Origin of the sequence: Sinomonas albida (assembly GCF_004919045.1) — a bacterium.
Classification (GTDB): domain Bacteria; phylum Actinomycetota; class Actinomycetes; order Actinomycetales; family Micrococcaceae; genus Sinomonas; species Sinomonas albida.
This window is the reverse complement of record NZ_SWDW01000005.1, coordinates 47,154-71,624: the sequence shown is the minus strand read 5'-3', so window position 1 is coordinate 71,624 and position 24,471 is coordinate 47,154. Positions and strand designations below refer to the sequence as shown.

Annotated in this window: 22 protein-coding genes; 11 read left to right on the top strand and 11 right to left on the bottom strand. The window is 71.0% G+C overall.

Annotated features, from left to right (window positions below):
• The first annotated feature begins 24 nt into the window (after positions 1–24).
• Entirely contained in the window at positions 25–867 is an 843-nt protein-coding gene (locus tag E6A26_RS06275; protein WP_136610340.1) for a DNA-formamidopyrimidine glycosylase family protein, read from the top strand.
• A 159-nt stretch (positions 868–1,026) separates the two neighbouring features.
• Here the strand turns inward: E6A26_RS06275 and E6A26_RS06270 are convergent, their stop codons facing one another.
• The 4 genes from E6A26_RS06270 to E6A26_RS17725 form a co-directional block, all read right to left on the bottom strand.
• Positions 1,027–2,064 carry a zinc-binding dehydrogenase gene (locus tag E6A26_RS06270; protein ID WP_136610339.1) on the bottom strand — a complete coding sequence of 346 codons (1,038 nt, stop codon included), beginning with the start codon at positions 2,062–2,064 and terminating at the stop codon, positions 1,027–1,029.
• A 150-nt stretch (positions 2,065–2,214) separates the two neighbouring features.
• On the bottom strand, positions 2,215–2,925 hold the full coding sequence (locus tag E6A26_RS06265; protein WP_136610338.1) for an SRPBCC family protein: 711 nt from the start codon (positions 2,923–2,925) through the stop codon (positions 2,215–2,217).
• Entirely contained in the window at positions 2,922–3,590 is a 669-nt protein-coding gene (locus tag E6A26_RS06260) for a winged helix-turn-helix domain-containing protein (RefSeq protein WP_136610337.1), read from the bottom strand. The genes E6A26_RS06265 and E6A26_RS06260 overlap by 4 nt, the downstream gene beginning before the upstream one ends.
• A gap of 222 nt (positions 3,591–3,812) precedes the next feature.
• Positions 3,813–4,328: an SHOCT domain-containing protein gene (locus E6A26_RS17725; RefSeq protein WP_211128981.1), complete on the bottom strand. Its 516-nt coding sequence runs from the start codon at positions 4,326–4,328 to the stop codon at positions 3,813–3,815.
• A 288-nt stretch (positions 4,329–4,616) separates the two neighbouring features.
• On the opposite strand from E6A26_RS17725, the gene E6A26_RS06250 reads away from it, so the two are divergent.
• Positions 4,617–5,255, top strand: a complete 639-nt coding sequence (locus E6A26_RS06250) for a response regulator (RefSeq protein ID WP_136610503.1) — start codon at positions 4,617–4,619, stop codon at positions 5,253–5,255.
• Between the two features lie 12 nt (positions 5,256–5,267).
• Here E6A26_RS06250 and E6A26_RS06245 read toward each other — a convergent pair whose 3' ends face one another.
• The 3 genes from E6A26_RS06245 to ppc all read right to left on the bottom strand — a co-directional run bounded on the left by E6A26_RS06245 (position 5,268) and on the right by ppc (position 10,416).
• On the bottom strand, positions 5,268–6,965 hold the full coding sequence (locus tag E6A26_RS06245; protein WP_234865128.1) for a GAF domain-containing sensor histidine kinase: 1,698 nt from the start codon (positions 6,963–6,965) through the stop codon (positions 5,268–5,270).
• A gap of 62 nt (positions 6,966–7,027) precedes the next feature.
• Positions 7,028–7,453 carry an Hsp20/alpha crystallin family protein gene (locus E6A26_RS06240; protein WP_136610336.1) on the bottom strand — a complete coding sequence of 142 codons (426 nt, stop codon included), beginning with the start codon at positions 7,451–7,453 and terminating at the stop codon, positions 7,028–7,030.
• A 140-nt stretch (positions 7,454–7,593) separates the two neighbouring features.
• A complete protein-coding gene (ppc, locus tag E6A26_RS06235) occupies positions 7,594–10,416 on the bottom strand; it encodes a phosphoenolpyruvate carboxylase (RefSeq protein ID WP_136610335.1) in 2,823 nt (940 codons plus the stop codon).
• A gap of 208 nt (positions 10,417–10,624) precedes the next feature.
• Between ppc and E6A26_RS06230 the strand changes: the two genes are divergently transcribed.
• The 3 genes from E6A26_RS06230 (at position 10,625) to E6A26_RS06220 (ending at position 13,328) form a co-directional block, all read left to right on the top strand.
• On the top strand, positions 10,625–11,563 hold the full coding sequence (locus E6A26_RS06230; RefSeq protein ID WP_136610501.1) for a pseudouridine synthase: 939 nt from the start codon (positions 10,625–10,627) through the stop codon (positions 11,561–11,563).
• Between the two features lie 145 nt (positions 11,564–11,708).
• Positions 11,709–12,218 carry an O-acetyl-ADP-ribose deacetylase gene (locus E6A26_RS06225; protein WP_136610500.1) on the top strand — a complete coding sequence of 170 codons (510 nt, stop codon included), beginning with the start codon at positions 11,709–11,711 and terminating at the stop codon, positions 12,216–12,218.
• Between the two features lie 99 nt (positions 12,219–12,317).
• Positions 12,318–13,328: an NAD-dependent epimerase/dehydratase family protein gene (locus E6A26_RS06220; protein ID WP_136610334.1), complete on the top strand. Its 1,011-nt coding sequence runs from the start codon at positions 12,318–12,320 to the stop codon at positions 13,326–13,328.
• Between the two features lie 4 nt (positions 13,329–13,332).
• Here the strand turns inward: E6A26_RS06220 and E6A26_RS06215 are convergent, their stop codons facing one another.
• Entirely contained in the window at positions 13,333–13,644 is a 312-nt protein-coding gene (locus tag E6A26_RS06215) for a hypothetical protein (RefSeq protein ID WP_136610333.1), read from the bottom strand.
• Positions 13,645–13,667: 23 nt separating this feature from the next.
• Here E6A26_RS06215 and E6A26_RS06210 point away from each other — a divergent pair, with 23 nt between their 5' ends.
• Positions 13,668–14,327, top strand: a complete 660-nt coding sequence (locus E6A26_RS06210) for a LysE family translocator (protein ID WP_136610332.1) — start codon at positions 13,668–13,670, stop codon at positions 14,325–14,327.
• Between the two features lie 21 nt (positions 14,328–14,348).
• On the opposite strand, the gene E6A26_RS06205 is transcribed toward E6A26_RS06210, so the two are convergent.
• Positions 14,349–15,500, bottom strand: a complete 1,152-nt coding sequence (locus E6A26_RS06205; protein WP_234865127.1) for an alcohol dehydrogenase catalytic domain-containing protein — start codon at positions 15,498–15,500, stop codon at positions 14,349–14,351.
• A gap of 90 nt (positions 15,501–15,590) precedes the next feature.
• Between E6A26_RS06205 and E6A26_RS06200 the strand changes: the two genes are divergently transcribed.
• A complete protein-coding gene (locus E6A26_RS06200; RefSeq protein WP_136610331.1) occupies positions 15,591–16,427 on the top strand; it encodes a DUF1684 domain-containing protein in 837 nt (278 codons plus the stop codon).
• Between the two features lie 133 nt (positions 16,428–16,560).
• On the opposite strand, the gene E6A26_RS06195 is transcribed toward E6A26_RS06200, so the two are convergent.
• Together E6A26_RS06195 and E6A26_RS06190 are read right to left on the bottom strand one after the other, a co-directional pair.
• A complete protein-coding gene (locus E6A26_RS06195) occupies positions 16,561–17,763 on the bottom strand; it encodes an acyl-CoA dehydrogenase family protein (RefSeq protein WP_234865125.1) in 1,203 nt (400 codons plus the stop codon).
• A gap of 8 nt (positions 17,764–17,771) precedes the next feature.
• Positions 17,772–18,572 carry an SDR family NAD(P)-dependent oxidoreductase gene (locus E6A26_RS06190; RefSeq protein ID WP_136610329.1) on the bottom strand — a complete coding sequence of 267 codons (801 nt, stop codon included), beginning with the start codon at positions 18,570–18,572 and terminating at the stop codon, positions 17,772–17,774.
• Positions 18,573–18,874: 302 nt separating this feature from the next.
• Here E6A26_RS06190 and E6A26_RS06185 point away from each other — a divergent pair, with 302 nt between their 5' ends.
• The 4 genes from E6A26_RS06185 (at position 18,875) to E6A26_RS06170 (ending at position 24,452) form a co-directional block, all read left to right on the top strand.
• Positions 18,875–20,185, top strand: coding sequence for a glycoside hydrolase family 76 protein (locus tag E6A26_RS06185; RefSeq protein WP_234865123.1), 1,311 nt, complete (start codon positions 18,875–18,877; stop codon positions 20,183–20,185).
• Between the two features lie 268 nt (positions 20,186–20,453).
• Complete coding sequence (locus E6A26_RS06180) at positions 20,454–21,518, top strand: iron ABC transporter substrate-binding protein (RefSeq protein WP_136610328.1); 1,065 nt, start codon at positions 20,454–20,456, stop codon at positions 21,516–21,518.
• A 235-nt stretch (positions 21,519–21,753) separates the two neighbouring features.
• A complete protein-coding gene (locus E6A26_RS06175; protein WP_407695372.1) occupies positions 21,754–23,253 on the top strand; it encodes an ABC transporter permease in 1,500 nt (499 codons plus the stop codon).
• Positions 23,250–24,452 (top strand): ABC transporter ATP-binding protein, encoded by a 1,203-nt coding sequence (locus E6A26_RS06170; RefSeq protein ID WP_211128978.1) that lies wholly within the window; start codon positions 23,250–23,252, stop codon positions 24,450–24,452. Before E6A26_RS06175 ends, E6A26_RS06170 begins: the two co-directional genes overlap by 4 nt.
• Positions 24,453–24,471: the final 19 nt, after the last annotated feature.

The following is a 24,471-nucleotide window of genomic DNA, read 5'->3' as shown; positions in this document are numbered from 1 at the left end:
GGAACTGTATGCCTGAGGCGCACCATGCCTGAGGGCGACAACGTCTGGCAGGCGGCCGTGCGCCTGCACGCGGGCCTCGCCGGGAAGCGCCTCGCCGCGTCGGACTTCCGCGTGCCGTCCCTCGCGACCCTCGATCTCTCCGGCTGGACCGTGCTCGAGGTCGCGTCGCGCGGCAAGCACCTCCTGCACCGACTGGCCCCTCCCCCTGACCAGGCCGACGAACCGCTCAGCATCCACTCGCATCTCAAGATGGAGGGGAGCTGGCACGTCTACGCGCCTGGCGAGCGCTGGCGGAAACCGGCGCACACCGCGCGCGTGGTGCTGCGGGCCGAGGACGGCACGAGCGCCGTCGGCTTCTCCCTCGGGGTGCTCGAGGTGATGCCTACCGCGGAGGAGGGCCGCGTCGTCGGCCATTTGGGACCCGACCTGCTCGGTGAAGATTGGGACGCGGACCGGGCCGAGGCGAACCTGCGCGCGCGACCGGACAGGGCGATCGGCCTCGCGCTCCTCGACCAGCGCAACCTTGCGGGCATCGGGAACATCTATCGGAACGAGCTGTGCTTCCTCGCGCGGGTGCATCCGGCAGCGCCCGTCGCGGCGGTCGCCGACCTCCCCAAGATGGTCGCGACCGCGCGCCGACTGCTCGAGGTCAACCGGGCCCGCCCGTCGCGGAACACGACCGGCGGCTTCGGCCCGCGCGACGACTCCTGGGTCTACGGCCGGGCGGGGCAGCCGTGCAAGCGCTGCCGGACGCGGATCGTGCACGCGACGCTCGGCGAGCCGGCCGAAGCTGCGCCCGGAACGTGGCCGGTGGAGCAGCGCGAACGGGACATCTACTACTGCCCAAGCTGCCAGCCGGCACCGTAGACGCCTCCGTCGCGAGAGCGCACGGTTCCCGCGAGAACGCACGTTTCCTGCGAGGGCGCACTCTTCCCCGCGCCAAAACGTGCGCTCTCGCAGCATGTGTCCGCTCTCGGCGCGATAGCGCACGTTTCCCGCCGGAGCCCAGAGCGGCCAGCCGGCGCCCTAGAGCGTCGGGTCGATCATCGTCATGCCCGCGACCGTCGCCGTGTCGAAGCGCGGCAGGAGAGCAGCGGCCTCGTCGAGCCCGATGACCCGCTCGCCGAGGCTCTGCGGCTCAAGCACGCCCGAGTCGATCAGGGCGAGCATGCCCGGGTAGTCTGCGGCGGCCATGCCGTGGCTGCCGAATACGTCGAGCTCCCACGCGATGACGCGCGACATCGGCACCCGTGGGTGGCCCTCGACGGGCGGCAGGAGGCCGATCTGCACGTGCCGCCCGCGCCGGCGCAGGCTCAGGATCGCGTCGGAGCTCGTCTGCTCGCTTCCCACCGCGTCCAGGGCAATGTGGCTGCCGCCGCCGGTCAGCGCGTGGACCTGGGCCGGAACGTCGGATCCGTCGGCCACCAGCACGTGGTCGGCGCCGAGCGAGGCGGCTGCCGCGAGGGCGGCGGCGTTGCGGTCGACGGCGATGACCCTCCCGCCGAGTGCCTTGGCGATCATGACCGCGCTGAGCCCCACGCCACCGGCCCCGACCACCGTGACCCATTCATCCGCTGCGAGACGGGCCCGGCTCGTGAGCGCGCGGTACGCGGTCGCGAAGCGGCAGCCCAGGCTCGCGGCCGCCTCGAAGCTCACGCCCTCGGGAATCGCCACGAGGTTCGTGTCCGCCGCGTGGATCACGACGCGCTCGGCGAACGAGCCCCAATGCGTGAACCCAGGCTGCTGCTGATCGGGACAGACCTGCGCGTTGCCCGCGAGGCACCATTCGCACGTCCCGCAGCCCTCGACGAAAGGAGCCGTCACGCGGTCGCCGACCGACCACTTGGCCACCCCGGCCCCGACCTCGGAGATGACGCCCGCGAACTCGTGGCCGGGAACGTGGGGCAAGGCGATGTCGTCGTGGCCGGCCCAGGCATGCCAGTCGCTGCGGCACAGCCCGGTGGCGACGACTGTGATCACCGCGCCGCCGGCCGGTGCCTGAGGCTCGTCGACATCGCGGACCTCGAGCGGCCCGGCAAGCTGTCCCATGACTATCGCGCGCATCCGCACTCCGTTCCTCGTCGATCCCTACGGCCCGATCCCTACGGCCGCGCGACATCCTCTCACGCGGATCTGGCCAGCGCGCCGGGCAGTTCAGAGTGGCTTCCGTTGCCGCGAGGGGATGGGTCGGCCACGGGTAGCGGCCGCGGGCCCTCAGCCCGCGTAGACCCTCTCGAGCCACTCGGTCCAGGCCGCGGCGTTCTGCTCGCCGCGGGCCTCCCGCTCGGCGTCGCCCGCGGAATCGAGGGAGAAGTCGTGGACCGTGAGGCCCACACGGTCGCCGAACGCGTTGCGGCCGAACACCCGGATGAGCGCGTCGGGTGCGCGGAGGCCCAGGAAGTTCTCGTTCCGGAAGTCCATGGTCACGGGCACCAGGCCGACTACGGGAAGCTCGAGCTCGCGGACCTCGCCGATCATGGCGTCGGAGAGCCCGAGGTAGGCGACCAGCTTCTCGAACGCGTCGGCGCCCTCGGAGGCGTCCGGCCCGCGCACGTCGCTGAACGCGACCGCGCGGCCGTCGAAGCGGGTGAGGTACTCGCCGAGCGTGTGGAGGTAGAAGACGGTGTGCTTCGCGGCGCCGTCGTACTGCTGCTCCCAATCGTCGGTCATGACGCCGGAGTGGACGTAATGGAGGTGCGTGCCGTCCGGGCCCGGGGTGAGCACGTGCTCGAGCTGGTTGTACCAGCCGTCCGGCCCCTCCATGCGCGAGACGAGGTGGGTCGGGAACTCGTCGACGGTGCGCACCGCCGGCCACTGGGCCGTGGGGAACATCCACGCCGGGGTGTCCTCGGTGACGGCCTTCCAGATCTGCTCCGGGGTGGCCCTGATGACGACGTCCTGGACGATTTCGAATTCGTGGTTCATGGCTTGATCTCCTGGTGCGGTGTGCCGGTTGCTGCTGTTGTCGATGTGGGGCCGGCCTCGTGCAGGTTGGCCCCTTGAGGGGTGGGGTCCTTCAAGCTGGGGTGGAGGGCGACGACGAGGCGGTGCTCCCGCCCGCCCGGCGTCTGGGAATCGTGGTACTTCGCGGCAAGCCTGGTCACCTCGGCGCCCAGCTCCTCGGCGAACGCCGCCCGGGAGGCCGCGGACGCGAAGGTGATTTCGCCGTCGACCGCGTACGTGGCGAGCTCCTGCTTCGCAGCGCTCGCCCCCACGAGCAGCCGCCCGACCTCGCGGACCATGCGCGAGGCGAGCGCAAGGAGCCAGTACGCGCTGAAGCGGTCGCGGAAGCGCGCGGGATCCGGCTCCACCGCGGCGAGGGCCACGGGCGAGATGACGTACGCGGCGGCCGTGGCCTGCACGATCCGCTCCATGACGTTCCCCTTGCGCCGCTCCTCGACGAGTTCCACGAGCCCGTGGTCCTCGAGCGAGCGCAGGTGGTAGTTGATCTTCTGGCGCGGGAGGCCCACCCTGGCGGCGAGCCCAGCGGCCGACGACGGCGTTGCCAGCTCGCGCAGCAGACTCGCCCTGAGCGGGTCCAGACTCGTGGCGGCTGCGGCCGCATCCTCGATCACGACGACGTCTTGCATGCCTCAAGTGTGGCCACCGACAAACTTATTTGTCAAGGATGTTTTTTGCGTCGGTGCGATTCCGGTCTGTCGGCTGCCGCGCGGGGCGGCGAGGGGTTCCGGTACGTCGATGCCTTGCGGCCGGAGGGCGAAGGCGGCACCCCGCTTGGAGATCAGCGCAGAGCAGCCGGGCCGGAACCCGTCCGGCCCGGCTGCTATGGCGCGGCCGCTGCGGCCCGCCGCCTACTCGCCGAGCGCCTGCTTGAGCTCCCGGTAGACCTCAGGCGAGATCTCGCCGCTCGCGAGGCGCTCGTCGAGGATCTGCTGGGCGCGGCTCACGCCGGCCGGCGTCGTGCTGGCCGGCGTCGTGCTGGCCGGCGTCGCGCGAGACGGGGCCACGCCAGACGGCGCCGCGGGTCCGGGTGACCCCGGCCCCGCAGCCTCTGGCTGAGGCGGAACGGTGCCAGGCGGGAACGGTCCCGGCGGGAACGGCCCGGGCGCGTGGCCCGGCATCGGCGGGACCTGCCCGGGCTGGCCAGGAGGTACCGGCTGGCCGGGAGGCACCGGCTGACCGGGCGGCACCGTGCCGTACGGTGCGTACGGTCCATACGCCCCGTAGGGCCCCGGCGGAACGCCCGGCGGAACCTTGCCGTGCTGACGGGAGTGCCACTGCGCCGAGGTGAAGACCCGGACGGCAATCACCACGAGCAGGGCAATGATGATGAGCGCGAACAGGGGAACGAGCCACAGCAGGCCCATTCCCGGTCCACCCAGGCGAACCATCGCAACCTCCAGTTACGAACCGGCGCGGCCATAGCCCCTCTGCCGCGATACCGCCAGCGTACGACTCACAGCAGTGAAGAGCCTGTGACACAGAATGGAAAAAAGTGAGATGAGCCCTTAGGCCCCTAGTCACGGCCCCTGAGGGGGCCCAGAATGTACCAACCAAGCGTGAAAAAGGCATCGACCGAGCAGGGGGAAGCCGTGTACCAGGCCACGCGACACGACGAGGAGCACGAGCAGCTCGAGGGCACCAGCCCCGTGCAGATGCGTGTGTTCATTCTGGACGACCACGAGCTAGTGCGCCGAGGGCTCCAGGAGCTGCTCGAGGACGAAGGCTTCGAGGTCGTGGGGACCTCCGGGAGCGCCGCGGAAGCCGCGCGCCGCATCCCGGCCCTCCGCCCTGACGTCGCCGTCCTCGACGTCCGGCTGCCGGACGGCACGGGAATCGAGGTCTGCCGGGACGTCCACGCCGTGGATCCGTCGCTGCACTGCGTCATGCTCACGAGCTACGACGACGAGCAATCCCTCCGCGGCGCGGTCCTCGCGGGCGCGAGCGGCTACGTGCTCAAGGAGATCCGCGGAACCGAGCTCGTGACGGCGCTGCGCCGGGCCGCGGCCGGGGAGTCGCTCTTCGACCCGGTAGCCAAGGCCAAGATCCTCGAGGGTCTGACCCCGAGCGAGCCGAAGCTCGAGACGGACCCTCGGCTCCAGCTCCTGAGCCCGCAGGAGCGGCGCGTCCTCGAGTTCATCGGCCAGGGGCTCACGAACCGGGAGATCGCGGAGAAGCTGTTCCTCGCCGAGAAGACGGTCAAGAACTACGTCTCGTCGCTGCTCGCCAAGCTCGGCTACGAGCGGCGCACGCAGGCCGCCCTGTTCATCGCGAGGGCCCGAACGGCGCGCTGACCAAGCCGGTCACTAACGCGGAAGCGGCACGGACCAGCGAAGCCGCGTTCCGCCGTCGTCCCCTGGCCCCACCTCGAAGGCGCCGCCGAGCGCGGCCGCGCGCTCCTGGACGTTCTTGAGCCCGCTGCGGCGGGTTGTGGGGCCGATGCCCTTGCCGTCGTCCTCGACGACGAGCTCGAACTCGCCGTTCGCGACACCCGCCGTGACCCAGACGGAGTCGGCGTCAGCGTGCCGGACAGCATTGGAGACGCCCTCGGTGAGGACGGCGAGCGCCTGGTCGGCGACCTCGGGCGGGACGGCCGTGTCGATCGGCCCGATGAGCTCGACGCGCGGCGCGGAGGGCAGCGACCCCGTGCCCTCCTGGACTACGCGCACCAGCCGCACGCTCAGGCTGTCCTGCGTCCGCGCCTCGTTGAGCGAGTAGATCGTGCTCCGGAGGGCGGAGATCGTGTCATCGAGCTCGGACGTGATGTGCCCGACCTTCTCCTGCGCACCACCCAGCGGCAGGAACCGCCTCAGGCCCTGGAGGCTGAGCCCCGCGGCGAACAGGCGCTGGATCACCACATCGTGGAGGTCGCGGGCGATCCGGTCCCGGTCGGTGAAGACGAGCAGCTCCTCGCGGAGGCGGTGCGAACGCGCCACCTGGAGCGCGAGCGAAGCGTACGAACAGTAGACGGGCGCCATCTCCAGGTCCACCGCGTGGAATCCCTCCGTCCCGGCGCTCCGCGCGAGCAGCAGCGCGCCGCGGTCCTGGCCGCCATGCCCGAACGGCACGAACAGGATCTGCCGGATGAGCTCGTGCGCGAACACCTCCGAGCCCTCCGCGACGAGCGGCTTGCCCGATTCGGCCACCCCGGCGGCGAGGTCGACGGCGGCGGCCAGTCCGGCGTCGTCGATCGCGGCGCGCGCGTCCCCCACCACGGCGCCCCATTCGAGCTCCGAATCGGTTCCCCACGGCTTGATGACGGCGGCAAGGTTGGCGTTGGAGAGCTCGAGCGCGCGCCTCGAAACGCCCTGTACCGCGTGGTCGAGGTCCTCGACGTCGAGGAGAGCGCCGGCAACCTCCATGCTCGACTCGAGCCAGCGCTGCCGCCGGGCCGTGTCGTCGAAGAGCCGCGCGTTCTCGATCGCGACGCCGGCCGCCGCGGCGAGCGCCACCACGAGGTCCTCGTCCTCGGCGTTGAAGTCCTCGCCGTCGACCTTCTCGGTCAGATAGAGGTTCCCGAAGACCTCGTCGCGCACGCGGATCGGGACGCCGAGGAACGTCTTCATGGGCGGGTGGTGGGCCGGGAAGCCGGCCGAATCGGGATGCGTGCCGAGGTCGTGGAGCCGGATCGCGTGGGGATCGTGAATGAGCAGACCGAGCATCCCGAGCCCGGTGGGTCGCGGGCCGATCAGCCGCGTGAGCTCTTCGGACATTCCGACCGTCACGAAATGGCTCAGGGCCGTGCCCTCGGGAGCGAGGACGCCCAGCGCCGCGTATTTGGCACGCACCAGCTCGCGCGCCGAAGTCACGACGCGGTCCAGAACCGCCTCGAGGTCGAGGTCCTCCGCCAAGGACACGACGGCGGAGAGCAGGCCACGCATGCGTTCCTGGGTCTCGAGCAGTTCATGGGCGCGACCCACGAACTGCCGCAATAAGTCCTCGATCCGGCTCGCGGCCGAATCGGGGAAGATCGATCCTTTGTCTCCGTCTCCGAGGGCTTCCAAATCTCCTCCCGGTGCCCAGTATGCCAACGCCCCCAGACGCTGTCAGCACCGGCGGAGATAAATCAGGTGCGCGTAACGTTGATTTTCGTGGCCGGCGCCGCTGGCGCGGCCTCTGGCGGGATCGGAACCCGCACCTCGAGAACGCCGTCCTTGTAGGTTGCGGTCACGTCGTCCTGCGTGGTGCCCTCGGGAAGCGGGAGCGTCCGCGAGAACGAGCCGTACCGGAACTCGGAGCGGTAGCTGCCGCGCTCCTTGTACTCGATCTTCTCCTCGCGGCGGGCCTTGATGTGCAGGGCGCCCTCGGAGATGCTCACGTCCACGTCTTGGTCCGGGTCGATGCCGGGCAGCTCCGCGCGGACCACGAGTGCGTCGCTGTCGATCACTTGCTCGACCCTGATCTCGGTGCCCGCGGCCTCGCCTTGGAAGAGCCGGTCCAGGATCTCGAATGGACTGCGCCGCTGGTCGAACCACTTCGTCAGGTCAGACATTTCTCCTGTTGTCCTTCCTCTCAGTGCCACAGTGGGGGCGGGCTGATGAGCCGGTCCGCCCGCTACGGTCCGAAGCACCAGTCCGCCACTTCCAGCTTGAGCGCGGCCCGAAGCGACAGCAAGAGTCCAGACGGCTTTGGTCAGCCCGTGTTGCGGAGGCCGGCCGCGACGCCGTTGATCGTGATGAGCAGCGCGCGCTGGAGCCGCTCGTCGACCTCGGCCCCCGTGATGCCTGCCTCGCGGATGCGGCGCAGGAGCTCGACCTGGAGGTAGCTGATCGGGTCGAGGTACTGGTCCCGGATCTCGAGCGTGCGCTTGAGCGTCGGGGAGGCGTCGAGAAGCTCGGCCTCCCCCGTGAGCCGCTCGATCTCGGTGACCGTGAGCTCGTACTCGGCGCGGATCGTCTCGAAGAGGTGGTGCAGCTCCGGCGGCACGAGGGTCGAGACGTAGTGCGAGGCGATCTCGAGGTCCGTCTTCGCGATGGTCATCTCGACGTTGGAGATTACGGACCGGAAGAACGGCCAGCGCTCCTGCAGCTCGCGCAGCTCGGCGTCCTTCCCGGCCTCGCGCGCAGCCCGCAGGCCCGAGCCCACGCCGAACCAGCCCGGGATGATCTGCCGCGACTGGGTCCAGCCGAACACCCACGGAATGGCGCGCAGGCCCTCGAGCCCTGCCCCGGAGTCCGGCCGCTTCGACGGACGCGATCCGATGTTGAGCTGGCCGAGCTGCTCGACCGGCGTCGAGGCGACGAAGTACGCGGGCAGGTCCGGATGGTCGATGAGCTTCCGGTACCGCGCGAACGCGGCATCGGAGATGAGGTCCATGAGCTCGGCGTAGCGCTCGCGCTCGTCGTCGGTGGTGCGCGGGGCGCGGTGGAGCGCCGTGCCGCGCATGACGGCGGCGAGCGAGAGTTCGAGGTTCTCCCGCGCGAGCTCGGGAAGCGAGTACTTGTCGCTGATCACCTCGCCCTGCTCGGTGAACTTGATCTCGCCTTCGAGGACGCCGTTGGGCTGGGCCATGATCGCCTCGTACGTGGGCCCGCCGCCGCGGCCCACGGAGCCGCCGCGGCCGTGGAACAGGCGGAGACGCACGCCGTGCCGCGCGGCCACGTCGCGCAGCTTGCGCTGCGTCTTGTGGATCTCCCACTGGCTCGTGAGCACGCCGGACTCCTTGTTGGAGTCCGAGTAGCCGAGCATGACCTCCTGGACGTCGCCGCGGAGCCGAACGATCTCGCGGTACGCGGGCTCGGAGAGCAGCTGGTCGATGATCTCGGCCGAGGAGCGCAGCTCCTCCACGGTCTCGAGCAGCGGGGCGAAGCCGATGTGGGCGTATGTCGCGTCGCCGAAGAGGCGCACCAGGCCGGCCTCGCGGGCCAGCAGCGCAGGCGCGAGGACGTCGTCGGCGCCGCGCGTCATCGACACGATGTACGTCTCGATGACGTCCGGCCCGTACACGCGGCGGGCCTGGCGGATCACGCGCATCGTCTCGTACACGCGCGCGGCGTGGCCCGGCAGCTCGATGGGGTGCCCGGACAGCGGGCGGCGGCTCCCCAGTTCGAGCGCGAGCACGCGGCGCCGCTCGGCGCGCGGGAGCTCGAGGTAGGGGCGCGAGAGTTCGCCGAGCGGGTCGAGCAGCAGCCCGACGGCCTCGTGGTGGTAATCGGCGTGCTCGCGGATGTCGAGCGTCATGAGGTGCAGCCCGAACGAGGCGACGACGCGGCGCGCGGTGGCCATGACGCCGTCGGCCGCCAGCTGGGCCGCGTGCACGCGCAAGGATCGTTCGAGGATGGCAAGGTCCTCGGCGAGCTGCGAGGTCGCGGCGTAGTCGCGGCCGGGCTCGTGCAGCGTGCCCGCAGAGATGCGGCGGCCCGTGTTGAGCAGCTTCGCCTTGATGCAGGTGAGCTTGAGCCGGTACGGCTCCTGGGCGTTGAGCTCGAGGACGCGGCGGTCCAGGCCCGGCAGCTTCGCGAGATCCGCCTCGATGGAGTCGAGGAGCTCCTGTTCGACGCCCGCGAGCGCGGTCGAGTTCGAGAGCATGCTGATGAGCTCGTCGACGAGCTGCACCGCGATCCGGATGGCCTGCTGGCCCTGCAGGCCCAGGATCTCCCGCGTGACCTCGGGCGTGACGTTGGGGTTCCCGTCCCGGTCGCCGCCGATCCACGAGCCGAAGCGCAGCGGCGACTTGCTCGCGGGCAGCTTCACGCCGTGCTCCGCGAGGAGGCCCGCGAGGTCGTCGAGCACCTCGGGGAGCGGCCCCGCGAGGATCTGCCCGAGGTAGTAGACGGCGTTCCGCGCCTCGTCCACGGGGCTCGGGCGCACCTGGCGCAGCTCGTCCGTCTGCCACATCTGGTCGATGATCTCGGCGAGATGACGATCCTGGCGCCGGCGCAGCGTGGTGCCCTCAGCGGACGGGACGGAGAGGATGTTCGAGACGGCGTGCAGCTTGTCGAGCACGGAACGCCGGGAGGCCTCGGTCGGGTGGGCCGTGAACACGGGACGCACGTCGAGCGCCTCCGCGACGTCCTGGAGCACGCCCGGCCCAGCCTGCTCGGCGATGTCGCGCACCGCCGCGGCGAGCCACCCTTCGTCCTCGGGCCGCGATCCCAGCTCGCGGACGCGGTGCAGCTGCTCCGCGGCGTTCGCGAGGTGGAAGTAGAACGCGAAGGCGCGCACCAGCTCTGTCGCCTCGTCGAGCGGCAGGGAGGCGAGCAGCTCGCGGACCTGGGCGGCGACGTCGGCCGCGTTCCACGGTCCGAGCGCGCCCGCGCCGCCGCGCGCCGCCTCCTTGGACTCCTTCGTGAGCAGCCGGACCTCCTCGACGAGGCGCAGGAGCTCGGGCCCGTGCTGGCGGACGAGCGACTCGCCCAGGAGCGTCGAGACGCGGCGGACGTCGGCGCGGAGCTCGGCGGCCGGACCTGTGGGAGGCGAGCCGAGGTCGCCGGGTTCGGTGGAGAACGGGGGCATGCGGGCACTCCAGACGGATCGGGGCTCGTACGCGACGCCGGATACTGTGAGCCTGGGGGACTACTCAGCGCCAGACAATACCCGAGCCAGACCTGCGCATGCTGTCGGCGTCCGCATTCTGGCGAGTCGGCGCCCCTCACCGGCCGACCCCTCTGGCCGGCTCCTCTGGCGACCCCCTCTGGCCGCCCGCCCTTACCCTTAAGTGGTGATGAAATCCCCTCTCCCCGTGCGCGACGGTGTCAACGCGACGCGCCTGCGCCTGCCCGAGGAGGGTCCGTGGGCGACCGCGCTCGACTACATGCTGCACCGCTGGGGGCACATCGATCCGGAGGGGATCTACCAGAGGTTCGACGACGGCGAGATCGTCGCGGCGGACGGCTCGCCCCTGGATCGGCGCACCGCTCTCGATGAGCACACGTTCATCTGGTACTACCGGACCCTCCCGACCGAGGAGCGGCTCCCCGTCGAGCTGAGCGTCCTGCACCGCGACGAGCACATCGTGGTGGTAGACAAGCCGCATTTCCTCCCCACGACGCCCGGCGGCACGTACATCCAGGAGTCCGCGCTCGTCCGGCTCCGGAACGAGCTCGACCTCCCCGACCTCGTGCCCATCCACCGCCTCGACCGCATGACGGCCGGCGTGCTCCTCTTCGCCGTCAATCCCGAGACCCGGGGGAAGTACCAGGTGCTCTTCGAGCGGCGCAAGGTGCAGAAGGAGTACGAGTGCGTCTCCCTCGTGAGCGATGCCCAGCGGTTCGAGGCGCCCGTCACCGTGCGCAACCGTATGGTCAAGTCCCGCGACTACCTGCTCGCCGAGGTCGTCGAGGGCGAACCGAACGCGGAGACGCGCGTCGAGCTCGTGCGGGCGGCAACAACGAACGACGGCGGGGACGGTCGCCCCGCACTCAAGGCGCTGTTCCGGCTCGAACCGCACACGGGCAAGACCCACCAGCTGCGCGTGCACATGGCCGGGCTCGGGGCCGGAATCCTCAACGACCCGTTCTATCCCGTGCTCCTCGACAAGGCGCCGGACGACTACACGCGGCCGCTCCAGCTCCTCGCTCGCGCGATCCGCTTCCGCGATCCGCTCACCGGACGTGAGACCGAGTTCCGGAGCCGCCTCGAGCTCAAGGAGACGCCGGCCTGAGCCTTGGGCCGGCTCGCTCGTCTGAACTGCACCTCTCAAACGCTTGACACATTCAGTCAAAACACCTCACCGTCGAGTCATGACTCTCAGCGAAGCCGTGGGGGAGGCCATTGGCTGGCTCCCGCTTGTGGGCCACACTGGTCCCATGAAGATCGACATCGTCACGGGTGACATCACCACGCGCCACGTCGACGCGATCGTCAATGCCGCCAACAGCTCGCTCCTGGGCGGCGGCGGCGTGGACGGCGCCATCCACCGGGCCGCCGGCCCGGAACTGCTGGCCGCGTGCGAGGAACTGCGGCGCAAGGACTATCGAGACGGACTGGCCGTGGGCCAGGCCGTCGCCACCCCCGGGTTCCGGCTGCCGGCCCGCTGGGTCATCCACACGGTCGGCCCCAACTGGCACGCCGGGCAGCGCAGCCAGGATCTGCTGCATTCGGCCTTCGCGGAGAGCCTCGCGGTCGCCGACCGCCTCGGCGCGAAGTCCGTCGCCTTCCCGGCGATCTCCGCGGGGGTCTACGGCTGGGATCCGCGCGTCGTGGCCCGCACGGCCATCGACGCCATGCACGCGGCGGAGACCAAGGCCGTGGAACTCGTCGAGTTCGTGCTGTTCACGCGTGACATGGAGGACGTGTTCGTCGCAGCCGCGGCGTAGTCGAAGTTTTCCGGGCGCGCCCAGGAGGTCGCAGGTGATCGAATCTCGCGGCAGGGAAATGGGATAGACGGGACGCGCCGGGGATGGAAGCCTGCTCGTGTGAAGCTTCTGGTGTTGGGCGGAACTGGGTGGCTCGGCGGCGAGGTCGCTGCGGCGGCCGTCTCAGGCGGCCATGACGTGACGTGCGTGGCCCGCGGGACGAGAGTGCCCGACGGCGCAGCGAACGTTGCCGCGGATCGGGACGAGGACGGCGCACTCCTCCCCTTGGCGACAGAGCGCTGGGACGCGGTGATCGACGTCGCCCGCGAGCCGGGCCACGTGCGGCGCGCGGTCCGCGATCTTGAGCCCGTGGCCGGCCATTACCTGTTCGTCTCGAGCGTGAGCGTCTACTCGGAGCACGAATCGCCCGGAGCGGACGAGTCCGCCGAGCGGCTGCAACCACTCGAGGCGGACACGATGAGCGGGCCCGAGGACTACGGCCCGGCCAAGGCAGCCTGCGAGGACGCCGTCTTGGCCGGTTTCGGCCCCGACCGCTCGTGCATCATCCGGCCAGGCCTGATCGCCGGCCCAGGAGATCCGACCGGGCGCACCGACTATTGGCCCTGGCGCTTCGCCCACCCCGCGAAGCCAGGGATCGTCTTGGTCCCGGACGCACCGGAGCTTCCCACCGCGGTGATCGACGTCCGTGACCTGGCCAGCTGGATCGTGGACTGCGCCGAGCGGCGGACGCGCGGCATCTTCAACGCGGCGGGCCCGGCGGTCCCGCTCCCCGACCACCTCGAGGCGGCCAGAGAGGCCGCGGCGAGCGACGCGACGGCCGCGACGGCCCCCGAGGACTGGCTCCTCGCCAACGGCGTCGGCCAATGGGCGGGCCCCCGCTCGATGCCTCTGTGGTTCGCGGACCACTCGATGTACGGGACGCGCACGCCGTCGACCGCACGCGCCCGAGCCGCCGGCCTCTCGTTCCGCCCGCTCGTTGAGACGCTCCGCGACAGCCTGGGCTGGCTCGAGGGGCGGGGCCGCGGTCACGACGGCGCCGGCCTCACCGACGCCGAGGAGTGCGACCTCCTCGCCTTGCTCAACGGCTCGAAGCTAGCGGGCCCGGCGTAGCGGGCTAGATCCCGATCGGCACCCAGCGGCCCCGCCGCTGCCGCAGGACACGTAGCACTCCGGTCGTCGCAACGTCCTCGACGGCGTCGTGCATCGCAAGCGCCGATTCGCGCGCGGCGGCGGCTTCGTCGTCGTCGGTCGCTGCCTCGACAAGGAAGCGGAGGGTGATTTCCGGCACCCCGCGCACCACGTCCAGCCGCGTCGCCTCGACCAGATGCCTCGAAGCAAGCGCCTCCTCGGCGGCTTGGAGCACCCGCTCTGGCGGCTGGCCCGGGCGGAGCCCCGTAATCTGCAGGACGGCGCGGAAACTCGGCATAGCGCCCACGCTACCTTTGAAGCGTGACGCTCCATGATTCCCTGCTGGGGTTCGCCGCGCTCGCGGCGCTTATCACGATCATCCCCGGCACCGACACCGCCCTCGTCCTCCGCTATGCCCTCAGCCAGGGGCGCCGCCATGCGTATGCCGCGGCGCTCGGCATGACCTCGGGCGCGTTCGTGTGGGGCGTCGCCGCGGCGACGGGTGTCTCGGCGCTCCTGACCGTCTCGACCGTCGCGTACGACGTCGTCCGCCTCGCGGGCGCCGCCTACATGGTGTGGCTCGGCGTGAGCCTGTGGCGCGCGTCCTTCCGGAAGGGCAATGCGGCGGACGACGGCGGCGCGCCGATCCGCGGACTCCCCCGCCTGAGCTACGAGCCCCTGGGCCGAAGGTGGGCGAAGGGCCTCGTCTCGAACCTCCTCAACCCGAAGTACGGCATGTTCTGCATCGCCGTGATCCCCCAGTTCCTCGTGCCGGGCGTCCCGCCGGTGTGGATGGGGCTCCTCCTGACCGTGGTGAGCAACGTCGAGGCCGTGGTGTGGTTCATCGCCATCGTCGCGGCCGCGCACTTCTTCCGGAAATGGCTCGAGGGGCCGAAGTTCCGCACGTGGATCGACCGGGTGACCGGGACGGTGCTCGGGGCCTTCGGCGTGGCCGCCGTCCTCGAGACGCGGCACGCGTAACGGATCGCTGGACGGACGCCCTCAGAAGACGATCACCTGGCGCAGCGCGGTGCCGTCGGCGAGCGCATCCATGCCCTCGTTGACCTGATCGAGTCCGATCCGACCGCTCACAAGCCGCTCGAGGGGAAGGCGCCCGTCCCGCCACATCTGCTCGAAGACGGGGATGTCCCGATCGGGCACGGCGGAGCCGAGATAGCTCCCCACCACGCTGCGGGCGCCAGCCGTCAGAGCGAGCGGCTCGATCTCGGACAGGGCACCCGGCGCCGGCAGTCCGACCGTGACCAGGGTGCCGCCGGCAGCGACGAGCCGATAGGCCGTCTCGAAGGCCCGCGGATGCCCCGCGGCCTCGAGGACGAGGTCGGCCTGGACTCCCCGTTCCTCGGCCTCGGCGGGCTCGAGGCACTCGTGGGCACCCCAGGCTGCCGCGAGTTCGAGCTTGCGGGGCGCCGCGTCGACCGCGACGACCTGGCGGCAGCCGATCGCGAGCGCGGTGAGCAGCCCGGCCATGCCGACTCCCCCGAGCCCAACGACCGCGACCGACGTCTCCGCCGTCGCTCGGCCTGCGTTGAGGAGCGCGCCCCCGCCCGTGAGCACGGCGCACCCGAGGAGGGCTGCAATCTCGGGCGGGACGTCGCTGCCCAACGGGACGAGCGAGCGGCGGTCGACGACCGCGTGGGTCGCGAACCCCGAGACGCCAAGATGGTGGGCCACGGGCGTGCCTTCGGATGAGAGGCGTGTGGCCCCGCTGAGGAGAGTGCCCGCCGCATTGCTCTGGGATCCCCGAGAACAGGGGAGCCTGCCTTCGGTCCGGCATTCCCGGCATTCGCCGCAGCGGGGCAGGAACGTGAGCACGACCCGCTGGCCAGGCTCGAGGTCGTCCACACCGTCCCCGCACTCGACGACGAGGCCTGCTGCCTCGTGGCCGAGCAGCATCGGCACCGGTCGTGGGCGATTCCCGTCCACCACCGAGAGGTCGGAGTGGCAGATGCCGGCGGCCTCGATCTTCAGCAGGACCTCTCCGGGACCGGGCCCCTCGAGGTCGAGCTCGCGCACCGCGATGGGACGGCTGTCCGCGTAGGGCCTCGCGGCGCCGATACTCTCGAGCACCGCTCCCCTCACCGTCCGGGCCGAGTGGACGGCTGCGGCCTGGGGCGGACGGGCGGACGCGCTCACTGTTCCTCCTTGAGAAGGGTGCGTGGACTCTCTGCGTCACCCTATTACCCACTCTGGGCATACGCCGCCCGTCGCGGCATGCTTGGGACCATGACTGACACGATCGCTCAAGGCGCCGACAAGGACGCTCAGCTGCTCGCCCGCTGGCAGCGTTTCCGTGAGAACCGCAACACCGCGCTGGCCGAGGAGCATGGCTGGCTGACCCTGACCTCCTTCCAGTGGCTCGAGCCGACCCCCTCGCCGGTCGAGCTCGTGCCGGGCCTGTGGTCCACGTCCGAATCAGTCGGCCTCGAGGCCGCGGTGCTCACCGCCCACGCGGACGAGGGCCTCGTGTTCGACGAGGAGGGCGATCCGGTCGACGGGACGTTCAGCGCGCACCTGACCGAGGACGAGTCCCTCAACTGGGTCCGCTACGGGAGCATCGTCGTCGAGCTCGCGATGCGGGGCGGCCGGTACGCGATCCGCACGCGCGACTCGCAGTCGCCCACGCTCACCGAGTTCCGCGGCGTCCCCGTATTCGACTACGCGCCGGAGTGGGTCATCGAGGCTCGTTGGGAGCCGTACCCCGTGCCCCGGGAGGTGCCTATCTCGACGGCGAACCCGCTGGTCGAGGGCATCCACCGCTCGGCGGGCGAGGTCGTGTTCCACCGCCATGGCCACGAGTACCGGCTCCAAGCCGAGCAGGGCAAGCTCGGCGACCTGACCATCACATTCCACGACGAGACGAACGGCTCCACGACCGACGATTGGCGCAAGGTCACCACGGCCAAGCCCCGACCCGACGGCACCGTGATCCTCGACTTCAACCGCGCCATCAACTACCCGAGCGCCTTCACGGCCTACGGGACGTGCCCCATGCCGGTGCGCGACAATTCGCTGGACCTCGCGGTCGAGGCGGGCGAGAAGATGCCGGACGCCGGAGCGTAGCCCCCACCAGCGCCGCACGTCCCATCCCGACCTTCTTCAGCCGCAGAGCCTGGCCTTGGCGCGGCGTGTCGCGCGGAACGCGCCGAGTTCGCGCGGCGAAACAAGGTCATGACGGCACGCCGGAACACCAGCCTCAGCGGATCGCGGAGACCCCGGTGATGTCGCGGCCCGCGATGAGCGTGTTCACCTCGAACGTGCCCTCGTACGTGTAGACGGCCTCGGCGTCGGCGAAGATCTTTGCCATGCGGTAGTCCGTCACGATCCCGTTGCCGCCGAGGATCCCGCGGCCCAGCGCGACGGACTCCCGCATGCGCGCCGTCGCCCAGGCCTTGGCCAGGGCGACGCGCGGCATCGTCGCCTCCCCCGCGTCGTGAAGCCGCGCGAGCTGGGCAAGCATGGCCATCGAGGCGGTCGCGTTGCCGAGCATCTGCGTGAGCTGCGCCTGGATGAGCTGGAACGACGCCACGGGCCGCCCGAACTGCAGTCGCTCCACCGCGTACTGCCGGGCGACGTCGAACGCGGCCAGCTGCAGCCCCACTGCCTGCCACGCGACGAGGAGGCGCGAGCCAAGCAGCATCGTGCGTGTGTCGTCGAACGTGGATATCCCGGGGAAGCGGTCCGACTCGGCGACCCGCACGCCGTCGAACGTCAAGTCCGCGTTCTGCACCGTCCGCAGCGCGATCTTGTGCTCGATGCGAGTCCGCGTGAGTCCCGGAGAGTCCCCCGCGACAATGAAGCCGCGCACGGCGCTCCGCGGGTCCGGGGCGGAGGTGTCGCGTGCCCAGACGAGCAGATGGTCGGCGAACGTCCCGTTGCCGATCCAGCGCTTGGCGCCGTCGAGCACCCAGGTCGCGTCGGCGCCGTCGCCCTCTCTCCGCGCCGTGAGCGACAGGCCGCCCGCCACATCGGAGCCGTGCTCGGGCTCCGTGAGCGCGAAGGCACCCGTGGTGCGCAGGGCCGAGGCGTCGGCGAGGTAGCGCTCGCGCTGCTCGGGGCTGCCGAATTCGCACAGGCCCTCGACGAAGAGGTCGTGGTGGACCATGAAGAACGTGGCGATCGAGGTGTCCGCGCGCGTGAGCTCCGCGATCACGAGGCCCTGGAAGAGCCGCGAATACGGCGGCCGGTCTGGGAGCGGCCGATGCGGCGCCGAGAGCCCGAGCGCGCCGAGCTTCGGGACGAGGTCGAACGGGAACTCCTCGCGGTCCCACCACCCCTGCGCGGAGGGCGCGACTTCGGCCGCGAGGAACTCCCGCAGCTCGGCGAGCTTCTCCCGCTCGCGCGGGTAGAGGAGCGCTTCGACGTCGTAGTAGTCGGCCGCCGGGAGCGCCGTGGACACGCTGTGGCTCAACGGGGTGCCATTCGGATGGCACCGTCGAGGCGGATGGTCTCGCCGTTGAGCATTGCGTTGTCGACAATGTGCGCCACGAGGTTCGCGTACTCCGCGGGGCGCCCGAGCCGCGAGGGGTGCGGGACCTGCTTGCCGAGCGACTCCTGGGCCTCCTGCGAGAGGCCCGCCATCATCGGCGTCTCGAAGATGCCCGGGGCGATCGTCACGACGCGGACCAGCGAGCGCGCGAGTTCACGCGCGATCGGCAGCGTCATAGCGTGAACGGCGCCCTTCGACGCGGAGTACGCGGGCTGGCCGATCTGCCCGTCGAAGGCGGCCACGGAGGCCGTGTTGACGATCACGCCGCGCTCGGGTCCGCCGAGCTCGGTGCTCACCGGATCGGACTCGACCATCGCGGCCGCGGCAAGGCGCAGCACGTTGAACGTGCCGAGGAGGTTCACCCGGATCACGCGCTCGAACTGCTCGAGCGGCAGCACGCCCTCGCGGCCCAGGACCTTGCCCGGGGTGGCGATCCCGGCGCAGTTGACCACGATGCGGAGCGGGCCGAGTTCGATCGCACGGTCGACGGCGGCGCTCACCTGGGCCTCGTCGGTGACGTCCGCGGGCGCGAACACGGCGGGCGCGGGGCCTGCCGCGGAGAGTTCCTCAGCGAGGCGACGCCCCGCCTCCTCGCCGCGGCCCCCTGGGAGGTCCACGAGGACGACGGCGGCCCCACCCTCGTGCAGTCGGCGCGCCGTGGCCGCCCCCAGACCGGATGCGCCCCCGGTGATCAATGCTGTCGCGCCGCTGAGCTCCATTGCCCCTCCAGTTAATCTCGACTAACTGGGGCCATCCTAGCGGCTCGGACCGCGCGCGTCACGGCCGGGCGCCCACCACGCCCCGGCCGCTGGCAGCGCGGGGCGCGGGGCGCCGCCGTCGGACGTTCACCCCGTCCCCGCCGCCGCCAGCGCGGGGCGCGGCGTGCCGGGGGACACGCCGTCGGACGTTCACCACGTCTCGGCGGCGCCGCGCGGCGCGCCGTGGGGGACACGCCGCCGGGCGCCCTCCGCCGGTCCCGAAAGCTGGTGAGTTTCCCGCGCCGGCCGCTACCTTAAATCTCGTGAGCAGCGACGCTTGGGCCGCACGCGCGGCCACTGTTGCGGAGCACGTCATGGACGCCTACGGCCATCGGCTGGCGGGGCTGCCCGGCACGTGGATCGGCCGCGTGGCGCTTCCTGGCACCCGGCCGCGTCCGGCGTGGGTCGACTGGAACTACTGGTGGCAGGCGCACTTCGTGGACTGCCTCGTCGACGCGGCGCACCGCGAGTGGCACCTCGCGAGCGAGCCCCCGAGCGCCCCGCCGCGATCGCTGAGGCTCGCGCAGCGCGTGATCCGGACGATCAGGCTGCGGAACTTCGGGCGCTTCGAGAACATGTTCTTCGACGACATGGCGTGGCTCGCGCTCGCAGCCTCCCGCGCCGACAGGCTGTCGCGCGAGATCGGCCTCGGCGGGCTTCCTCCCGCGGCGCGGGCGGCCGAGGTGCTGGGCCGGAGGCTCGTCTCGGGCGACACCCTCGACGCCGGCGGCGGCATGTTCTGGAACACGAAGCGCCAGTACAAGAACACGGCCGCGACCGGTCCGGCCGCCCTGTTCTTCGCTCGCTCCGACGTTCCCCGGGACCGGATCCGGGCCCAGGCGCTCGTCGACTGGCTGTTCGAGAACCTGGTCGACCCCGCGAGTGGGCTGCTCGTGGATGGCGTCCACCTCCGGCGCGACGGGTCCGGCTACCTCACGACCACCGTCAACCACGACATCTGGACCTACAACCAAGGCCCCGTGCTCGGCGCGCTGCTCGAACTGGGCGGCGCGGGGCCCGGGACGGAGCCGGACGCGTCCAACATCGACCGCGCTGAGCGGCTCATCGCCGCGATCGCAGCCGGGCTTACTTCGGCCGAGGCGTCCGACGGCGGGGCTGCCGCGTCCCGGGCGTCCGACGGCGGGGCTGCCGCGGCCCGGACGTCCGACGGCGGGGCTGCCGCGGCCCGGGGTTCAAGCGGCAGGGCGCTCCGATCCGACGGCGACGGCGGCGACCACGGCTTGTTCCGGGGGATCCTGGCCCGATATCTCGCTCTGGCGGCGGTCAACCCCATACTGCCGGCCGGGGCCCGTGAAACCGCGAAGGGCCTCGTGCTCGCCACGGCGGAGCAGGTGTGGGCGGCGGAAGTATCTGTACCCGAGACGTCGGCTGGACCCGAGACGTCGGTGCCCGGGGCGCAGCTCTCGAGCCGACTCCAGGCGTGGATGGTGCTCGAGGCCGCCGCGGTGGTCGCGGCCGCCCCGGACCCGGCACGAGACGCAGGGATCGACTCCGCACCGGATGCCGGGATCGACTCTGCACCGGACGCAGGAGCGGGCGGCCCCGGCGCCTGACCGATGCGCCTGACCCATGGCGCCTGACCAACAGGCCCGCCCCATGGCGCCTGACCAATTACGCAACGTCGAAATTGCGTAATTGAAGTGATTTGCGTCACAATTAGGCCAGAATCGCCCCGGGGTTAGGTGTGGCTAACCTACAGTCGTTCACGGAGGCTCCCGTTCCGGCCCACAAGGCCGGAGCGCTGCCCCTCGACGTCGAAGCCACATCGCACCCTCGGGCCGGCCCCTGTGCCGGCCTCAAAAAGCTACGAAAGGACCTTCTGTGAAGATCCGTTCCAAGGCCCTCGCGGGCGTCGCCGTGGCCGCAGTCGCGGCCCTCGGCCTCTCCGCGTGCGGCGGCGGTGCCGGAAGCTCGTCGACGTCCGGCTCGGCAGGATCGGCCGGCACGGCCGCCGCCGGAGACACCATCACCGTCTACAACGCCCAGCACCAAGAACTCACCCAAGCGTGGGTCGACGCGTTCACCAAGGCGACCGGGATCAAGGTCAACCTCCGCAACGGCGACGACTCCGAGATGGCTCAGCAGCTCATCCAGGAAGGCAAGAACTCCCCCGCGGACGTCTTCCTGACCGAGAACTCTCCCGCCATGAGCGCGGTCGAGAACGCGGGCCTCTTCGCCGACCCGGGGACCGACGCGAAGAACAACGTGCCAGAGGCGTACCGCCCGTCGACCGGCAAGTGGGTCGGGATCGCGGCGCGATCGACCGTACTCGCCTACAACAAGGACAAGGTCAAGGAGAGCGACCTCCCCAAGTCGCTCATGGACCTCTCGAACTCTGCGTGGAAGGGGCGGTGGGCGGCGTCGCCGTCAGGCGCTGACTTCCAGGCGATCGTCTCCGCGATGCTGCAGCTCAAGGGCGAGAGCGCGACCCTCGACTGGCTCAAGGCCATGAAGGACAATTCGAAGTCCTACAAGGGCAACAGCACGGCGATGAAGGCCGTCAACGCCGGCGAGGTCGACATGGCCGTCATCTACCACTACTACTACTTCGGCGATCAGGCGAAGACCGGCGAGAACTCGAAGAATGTGGCCCTCCACTACTTCAAGAACCAGGACCCGGGCGCGTTCGTCTCGGTCTCGGGCGGCGGCGTGCTGGCCTCGAGCAAGCACCAGGCCGCGGCGCAGAAGTTCCTCGCCTTCGTCACGGGCGCCGACGGACAGAAGATCCTCCAGACGGGCTCCTCGTTCGAGTACTCCGTGGGCTCCGGCGTCACGGCAAACCCCAAGCTCGTCCCGCTCGGCGACCTTCAGGCCCCGGCCGTGGATGCGGCGAAGCTGAACTCCAAGCAGGTCACGGATCTCATGACACAGGCAGGACTGCTCTAACCCTTTGGCACTCAGGACCAGACCCCAGCGGCTCCCAGCGTCCCGGCTCAGCAGAGCCGCTGGGCGCCCTGACAGCACCGGAGTGACGGCGCCCCGGCAGGATTCCCCTGCCGGGGCCGCCGGCGTTCCGGCGCGTTCGGCTTCCGGCGCCGCGGACTCGGGCCAGTCAGGCGGAGCCGCGCGCTGGCTCCGGCCTGCACGCGGCCGGGCGCGCATCCCGCTGCCGGTCCTCGTCCTGAGCATCGCCGTTGGGGCGATCTCCCTGGTCCCGCTCGGCTTCGTCGTCGCCATGACGATCGCGACTGGGTGGGACACCGCGATCGCGCTCATCTTCCGGCCCCGCGTCCTCGAGCTGCTCGGGAACACGATCTGGCTCGTGGTCATCTCGGTCCCGCTGTGCCTCGTGATCGGCGTGGGCGGGGCGTGGCTCGTCGAGCGGACCACGCTCTTCGGGCACCGGATCTGGGCCGTGCTGCTAGCGGCCCCGCTCGCGATCCCCGCGTTCGTGAACTCGTACGCGTGGGTCTCCGTGGTCCCGTCGATGTCCGGGCTCGGATCGGGCGTGTTCCTCGCGACCCTCTCCTACTACCCGCTGGTCTACATCCCGGCCGCGGCGACGCTCGCGCGGCTCGATCCCGCGCTCGAGCAGTCGGCGGCGTCGCTCGGGCTCGGCCCCTGGCGCGTGTTCTTCCGCGTGGTGCTCCCCCAGCTTCGCATCGCCGTCGCTGGCGGCGCGCTGCTCGTGGGGCTGCACCTGCTCTCCGAGTACGGCGCGTTCGCGATGATCCGCTTCGACACGTTCACCACGGCGATCATGGAGCAGTACCGCTCCACGTTCAACGGCGCCGCGGGCAACATGCTCGCGAGCGTGCTCGTGCTCCTGTGTCTCGTGATGCTCACCGTCGAGTCCCGCGCCCGCGGCAACGCGAGGTACGCGAAGCTCGGCTCGGGCGCCCAGGCCGCGCCCACGCGTCTCGGACTCGGCGGATTGCAGCTGCCCTCGCAGCTCGCGCTCGCCGCCGTCGCGGTGCTCGCGTTCGGTGTTCCCGTGTGGATCATCGGCCGCTGGCTCATTGCGGGAGGGGCCAAGATCTGGGCGAACGACGCCTTCACCGCCCTCTCCGCGGCCCTCGGGCAGAGCCTGTGGCTCGGCTTCCTCGGCGCGCTTGCCACCATCGTCGCGGCCTTCCCCCTCACGTGGCTCGCCGTCCGCTTCCCAGGCTGGCTCAGCAAGACGCTCGAACTGGCGAACTACGTCACGAGCTCGATGCCCGGCATCGTCCTCGCGCTCGCGTTCGTCACCGTGGCCCTGCACGCCATCCCGGACCTCTACCAGACCACGCCGCTGCTGGTCGCCGCCTACGTCCTGCTGTTCCTGCCGCGGGCGCTCGTGAGCCTCCGCGCCGGCCTCTCGCAGGCCCCGAAGGAGCTCGAGGAGGCGGCCCGAGCGCTCGGCCGGCGGCCCATCGTGGCGTTCGTCCGCGTGACGCTGCGTCTGGCGGCCCCCGCGGCAGCCGGAGGCGCAGCGCTCGTGTTCCTCGCCGTCGTCAATGAACTCACGGCGACGCTCCTGCTCGCGCCGACCGGGACCTCGACGCTCGCGACCGAGTTCTGGAACCTCTCGAACGGCATCGACTACGCGGGCGCTGCCCCGTACGCGCTCCTCATGATCCTGCTCTCCGCACCCATGACCTATCTTTTGTTCCAGCAGTCCAAGAAGGCAGCCGGCCAGTGACCGAACAGAGCCCCACCCCCAACTACGCCTCGCGCCTCCCCGAGCCGCGGGTCGCCCGGTCTATCGCGGACACCGCGGACCACCACCTCGAGATCGAGGAGGTCACGAAGACCTTCGGGCGCCGCGGCCCCGGAGGGGGCGGCGTCAACGAAGTGCTCAAGGGCATCAACCTGCACGTCGCACGCGGCGGGACGACGGCGATCGTCGGCCCGTCGGGGTCCGGCAAGACGACGCTCCTGCGCCTCATCGCGGGCTTCGAATCCCCCGACTCCGGCCGCATCGAGCTCGACGGCGAGACCGTGGCCGGCGACGCGTGGGTGCCGGCGCACCGGCGCAACATCGGGTACGTCGCGCAGGACGGCGCGCTCTTCCCGCACCTGTCCGTGGGCCAGAACATCGCGTTCGGGCTCGACGGCGGGCGCCTCGGCGGGAAGTACCGCGGGCGGAAGGCGATCGCGACGCGCGTCGAGGAGCTCCTCGAGATGGTCGCGCTCGACGGCTCCTACGCGAAGCGCCGCCCGCACGAGCTCTCGGGCGGCCAGCAGCAGCGCATCGCGCTGGCCCGCGCCATGGCCCGCGAACCCGAGGTCATGCTCCTCGACGAGCCGTTCTCCGCCCTCGACGCCGGCCTGCGCGTCGCGACCCGCCGCGCCGTCGCGAAGGTCCTCGCGAAGGCCGGGGTGACCACGATCCTCGTGACCCACGACCAGGCCGAGGCGCTCAGCTTCGCCGATCAGGTCGCGGTCATGCGCGGCGGCAAGCTCGCGCAGATCGGCAACCCGTTCGTCGTGTACACGCGCCCCGCGGACCGCGCGACGGCGGAGTTCCTCGGCGACGCGGTCATCCTCGACGCGTGGCTTGAGGGCAGCCTCGCGATGTGCTCGCTCGGCCCGATCCCCGTGCGCCACCCCACCACCCAGGGCCACGTCCAGATCATGCTCCGCCCCGAGCAGATACGGATCGCGAGCGAAGGGACCATCCACGGGACAGTGCTCGACTGGGACTACTTCGGCCCCGAGTCCTCGGTCCGCATCAAGCTCGCCGAGCGCCCCTACGGTCAGCCCCTCGACCCGCACATCCCCGGCGGCGGCGGCGAGGTCATCACGATCCGACACTGGAACGCGGCCATGGCGCGCCGCGGCATGGACCTCGCGCTCAAGGTCATCGGCGAGGGCGTCGCGTTCCCGGTCGCCGAATAGCAGCGGCTGAGGCAGCCAG